Genomic DNA, 5449 nt, shown 5'->3' with positions numbered 1-5449 from the left:
TTAATCTCACAAACGGACATCTGAAGGTTTACGTTGACGGCACACTTGTGTTTGACGGCGATGTGGATGACGATCTGTCAAGGATAATCTTTGAAATCATTGAAAAATTCCTCGGCAAACATGAAATAACAATAGAGTTCACCGACAGCAACGGAAACACACAAAATCATAATGAAACAATGATAATTGAATAATTATTCAATTATGAATGCCAGTAAAAAGCAAAAGGCAAAAAATTTACCTTAAAAGCAACGCTTAAACAATTGGTTTAAGGTAAAACAATAACATTCAAATTCAACGGAATAACCTACAATGCTAAAACCAACAAAAAATGAATGGCAGAAGGTACTGTTAAAGGATGTTGTTAACAAGCTTAAAAGGTAAAAAAAAATACGCTGCCAAGGTGAAGGTACCATAAACAACTGTTAAAGTTAAGTAGATAATTTTTATCTACTTTATCTTATTTTTTTACATTTTGAGGATGTGACAAGTCACAATTTTTTATTTTGTTTATTCTTCATTTAATTTTATATGCTATGAATTACAATCTTTTATTATAGATATTAGTCTTTATTGTTATTTTATTTATGGTTTTAAAAGATGATAATCTAAATCAGAGCATGTTGGTCCAGTTTAGTTTATCTAAAAATTGAATATTTTTTCAATATGTTCAGATTTTTTTAATTCCATAAATTTTTTTAAAACCAATTTTATGGAATCTCTAGAACTATTTTGAGTTTTCCAATTTCAATCTTTCGTATAAAATTCTAGATGAGACTAATCATATCTAATTAAATTAATAATAGTGTTAATTAAATCAATAGCAACGGTTATAAATTAATAGTAATACCTAAAAGTTTTTAGAACTAAAAATATAGAGTTTAAAAATAAAATAAAACGTTTTAAAGCCATGAAAATTTGAATTTTGCCCGTATACTCTACAAAATATTTACTGCTTTTAGCTCTCAATTTATAATATTCAACTAAGAAGCATATATATTTTTATTACTTTTATTTGATTTTGAAAGATATAGGTTTTAACAGAACCAGAATATAGCTATGATGCTGTTTATTGCTTTTTACCGGAGCTAAATTTTTGATATGTAGGAAAAACTCCTTATTCATTGGGGAAGTGTTTTATGTGGCGCTTTCCCTTAAATATCTTAATCAAGTTTAAAAAACTTAACCCTCGAACCGACCGATAAATGGCCAGTTCTTAAATTTGACAAATCCATCTACTTCAAAACTAAAACAGGAATAGAGGGACAAGCCCCTATTCCTCAAGCTTGACAAAACCATTGTTGTTATGCAAATTTCTCGAATAAGCTTGTTAAAAGGAATTTTAGGCTTCATAATCCTGATTCGCCCTTGCTGATTGGGGATGTTAAAGACGAGGATGTTGTAAAAGAAGTTAATGAACCTAGCTATATTGATGCTCAAGCTAGATTAATTTAATGGCTATTTTTATAAAACCTATCAAAATTATATGGATAACTATTTTTTAAGAAAAATTAAAAAAATATATAGTAATAATAATCATTGAGGAAATATCATGAAAAATTACTCATGTAGCAATTGTGGAATTATAAACTGCAAACACCAAGATTCAGAATATCCTAAATTCTGTCAAACAAAAGAATTAACACGTGATGAAATAATAGAAATTGAAAAACTCTACAATGAAGACAACAACAAAGAGATATCACGGATATCTGCAGAAATTGAAGAGGAGTTCTACTGCAAATACACAAGAGTAGAAGAAATCATAGAATTTGCCAAAAGACTAAAAATGAATAAAATAGGAGTAGCCGCCTGTGTGGGGCTAATGGAAGAAAGCAGAACATTTGCTAAAATCCTTGACAAACATGATTTTGAAGTGTATTCCGTAGCATGTAAAGTAGGAGCAATGAAAAAAACAGAAATAACCGGTGTAGATGATAAAAAAACAAATATAACTGGAAATATAATGTGCAACCCGATACTGCAGGCAAAAATACTCAATAATGAAAAAACAGACCTTAATGTAATAATAGGGTTATGTGTAGGTCATGATAGTCTTTTCTATAAGTATTCTGATGCCCTATGCACAACACTTGTAACAAAAGACAAAGTACTCGCACACAATCCTGTGGGAGCGTTATACCAAACAAACACCTATTATAAGAAGCTGATGAAAAGGGATTAGGTCAAATCTTTAATTTGATTCATATGTCCTTTTACTACCATGGCCTCCGAAGATTTGCCATTTTCCAGTGTTTAATTTATTAAATAGATTATTTCTTTCTTCTCGACAAAGGTCAGAATCAAAATCAACAGATGTCATTAAAATTGGGGCATATCTATTATATTCTGCCTGTTTAGGAATCATGTCTTTCATATTTATAAAAATGTCTCCTGTAAATGCAATTTTATGTTCAAAATCAATTAAAACAGATTCGCCAGGAAGATGGCCTCCTTTTCCTTCATAAAGACTAAAATGCAATTCACCAAAATCAAAAATTCCAGTTTGTTCAAGGGGTTTTGTTATTGTTCGTTCAGCTCCTACAACTTGAATTTTTTGAGGGGAAACGGGTTTATATGAAGTTAATATATTGCAAATACGAATATATGGTTTGTGAAGTGGATTTTTTTCACGGAAATTGCTTTCATTGTTATATTCTGATTTCAGTGATTCTGCACTTTTTTTGCTGGCATAGACAATGTCAAAAAGGGGCAACAGTCCGCAGTGGTCAACGTCGGCATGGGTTATGAATACCTCTTTTGAAGTATTGTCAAAATCAGGGATGATTTCCTTGATGATTGAAAGCATTTCTGCTTCATAACAGGCATATCCGGTATCAATGAATAAGTACTTACCATAGCTTTTTATGATTGCAATGTTGCTTCCGCAGGGAGGTTCGATAAGGGTTATTTCGCTATTTTCGGTTATTTTATGCTTTGTTATTCTTGGTGTGAAATTCTCTCCTTTTGAAGCGGCAATGATTTCTGTAAATCGGCTTATGCTGTCAAAGGTATGGAACGGCAAAACTCCGCTTTCGTTAAGCATTTGCATCACAAGGTTTGTATTGATGATCAGTTCATTTTTGGATTCATCTGAGATATCCATTGTGGAAGATATCTGATTTACAAAGTTGTTGTAAAAAAAGCTATTGTCATAAATCTTATTGGCGTAATCTGAATTAATTACTTTAATTGGACATAATTCGCTTGCTTTTTTGATGAATGTGTTGACATTTTCTTGGTTTTCAACAACGAGACCCATCTTAAAGAACTGGAATTCCTTATCTGTCTGTTGGGAACTGATATATGTAATGTTGAAATTAAAATCACTGATTAGCTCTAAAATTGGTGTAACAGCGCCGGGGATATCTTTAAGCTTAAATTCAAGTAGAACTACATCACGATGATCCAAATCATGGTGGATATAACCTATTGACATTAATTCCTGAGTCGCTTTTTCAAGACTTTCCGGACTGCCTTCAACATCGATAAATAATAAATGAGAATCCACAGATTTATTATAACTCACACGTGTAATGTTTATGCCCAAATCTGACAAGCATTTACTTGCCTTTAAAAATGCACCGATATGATTGGGCATTTTTGTAATGAATGTCTTATTCATGTCACCACTGTAAAATATTTTTACTTTTATTTTATATGATTATTAAAAATCTTTTTTACAATAATATGTATTTTAGTTATTATTGTTAATGGTTTGTATGTATTTGTTTAATGTTCATAATGCAATTTATTTATAGACCGTAGCATTAGAGGTAGTTGAGATGGGCAAAATTTCGCAACATTGAAATTCCAATTCTCCCATTAGAAATACAAGAAAAAACTTACTTTAGTATTTCATTGATATGTTGTTAGTTTGAGAGAATTTGACAAGCAATATTTGTTCGTTATATATGAAACAAAATTCACTAAAAAGTGAGGTATAATTCATCTACTTTTTTACAGTTATTTGTTCGTAATATATCAAACAAGAATCAAAAAAGTAGTAGATAATTTCTATACTGTTATGCAAATAGTATGACCTTTCGCTTACGCTCGGACGGAACATAATGGAAAATATAATTAAACTAACTCATGGATTACAGATTTACGGAACCTATCAACAAGAGTCGTTTCCACACCTGAATATTGCTCCCAATTCTATTCACCGACCTCCCGCACACACCTCCCTCTGGTCGCTACAGGGTCGGCCTGGATGAATTGGCTCGCTTATAACATGGGTATGGCAAGGTTGCTATGGTCCGGAATATATTAAACTGTGTTGTCCATTAAAATTTATATACTTAACAAAAAGATATTTAATATCATGAATTATGTAGAAGAAGCAGTACAATTATTTGAAGATGGTTATGTGTGTTCACAAGCTGTCTTAGCGGTATTTTGTGAAGAGTTTGGACTTTCAAGAGAACAGGCATTTAAAATCAGCATATCATTTGGAGGCGGTATGCGTAAAGGAGAAGTTTGTGGAGCTTGCACTGGTGCTATAATGGCATTAGGTTTGAAATATGGTGAAAATAAAAGTAAAAGCGATGAAATGTGTGTGAAATTCTTAGATAGTTTTAAAAAAGAAAATGGAACATATATTTGCCGAGATTTACTTGATTGTGACATTCGAACTGAAGAAGGGATTAAATATGCAATTGATAACAATCTCTTCAAAGAAATCTGTCCAAAAATGGTTGAATCTGCAGCAAAGATTGCCCAAGAATTAATTTTATAAAAAATAGAAAATTATTCAGTTACTATTTTATTTAATTCTTTTTTAATGATTTCAACACATTGTTCTGATTCGTTATCTAAACGGAAAGGGTCTTTAGCAGATACTTTTTCATCTTTTAATATTTCTTCAACGTTAATTGTTTTATAAATATCAATTCCACGATTTTCAAGTATTTTAGTGACACAATTTCCCTGACACCCACAAATGGATATTATTGGAAATTTTTTAAGCATTTCATCATTAGTTCCTTCAATATCTGCTGATGTTGAACCCATACATATTGAAATCACATTTTCATTCTCTTTTTTACAATCTCCTGTTGCAACACGGGATACTAATCCATTTGGACTCATACCATTACATGGTGCTAAAGCATATTTCTTTGGCATGTAATTCACCTATTAATTTAATTAATTTTCATTGGTTAAATAAATATCTTAAATGGTTGTGTCAATATAGCTATTATTTACATAATAGTTAATGTCAATTTAAATCAGTAGATGCTCTCAAGATTTAATTTCTGGCATGGGTATTCCCATTAACATCTCCTGTTTTTAATGTAGGTTCTGTTTCAATCTCTGCATATATATCGCAGGGTAAATGAATTCAGGTTCCAAATATTGAATCGTTAATGTTAATGTTAATATTACTTTTATTTATAAAATGTTTAAAATTAATAATAATACCTAAAAGTTTTTAAAACTATAA

Annotated in this window: 5 protein-coding genes; 3 read left to right on the top strand and 2 right to left on the bottom strand. The window is 30.8% G+C overall.

All coding sequences use genetic code 11. From position 1 onward, the window contains the following. Both ACKI4K_RS03230 and ACKI4K_RS03225 read left to right on the top strand, forming a co-directional pair. On the top strand, window positions 1–194 hold a 194-nt coding region (locus ACKI4K_RS03230), incomplete at its 5' end, for a hypothetical protein (protein ID WP_407422231.1). 1358 nt (window positions 195–1552) lie between these two features. Next, entirely contained in the window at window positions 1553–2185 is a 633-nt protein-coding gene (locus tag ACKI4K_RS03225) for a DUF1847 domain-containing protein (protein ID WP_407422229.1), read from the top strand. Window positions 2186–2194: 9 nt separating this feature from the next. Here the strand turns inward: ACKI4K_RS03225 and ACKI4K_RS03220 are convergent, their stop codons facing one another. Beyond that, window positions 2195–3625, bottom strand: coding sequence for an MBL fold metallo-hydrolase (locus tag ACKI4K_RS03220; RefSeq protein ID WP_407422227.1), 1431 nt, complete (start codon window positions 3623–3625; stop codon window positions 2195–2197). A 702-nt stretch (window positions 3626–4327) separates the two neighbouring features. Between ACKI4K_RS03220 and ACKI4K_RS03215 the strand changes: the two genes are divergently transcribed. Beyond that, window positions 4328–4741 (top strand): C-GCAxxG-C-C family protein, encoded by a 414-nt coding sequence (locus ACKI4K_RS03215; protein ID WP_407422225.1) that lies wholly within the window; start codon window positions 4328–4330, stop codon window positions 4739–4741. Window positions 4742–4752: 11 nt separating this feature from the next. Here the strand turns inward: ACKI4K_RS03215 and ACKI4K_RS03210 are convergent, their stop codons facing one another. Next, complete coding sequence (locus ACKI4K_RS03210) at window positions 4753–5130, bottom strand: putative zinc-binding protein (RefSeq protein WP_149732881.1); 378 nt, start codon at window positions 5128–5130, stop codon at window positions 4753–4755. Window positions 5131–5449 lie beyond the last annotated feature (319 nt).

Origin of the sequence: Methanobrevibacter sp., assembly GCF_045644645.1 — an archaeon.
GTDB lineage: Archaea > Methanobacteriota > Methanobacteria > Methanobacteriales > Methanobacteriaceae > Methanocatella.
Note: the sequence above shows the minus strand (reverse complement) of the source record. Positions and strands in the feature narration are given on the sequence as shown.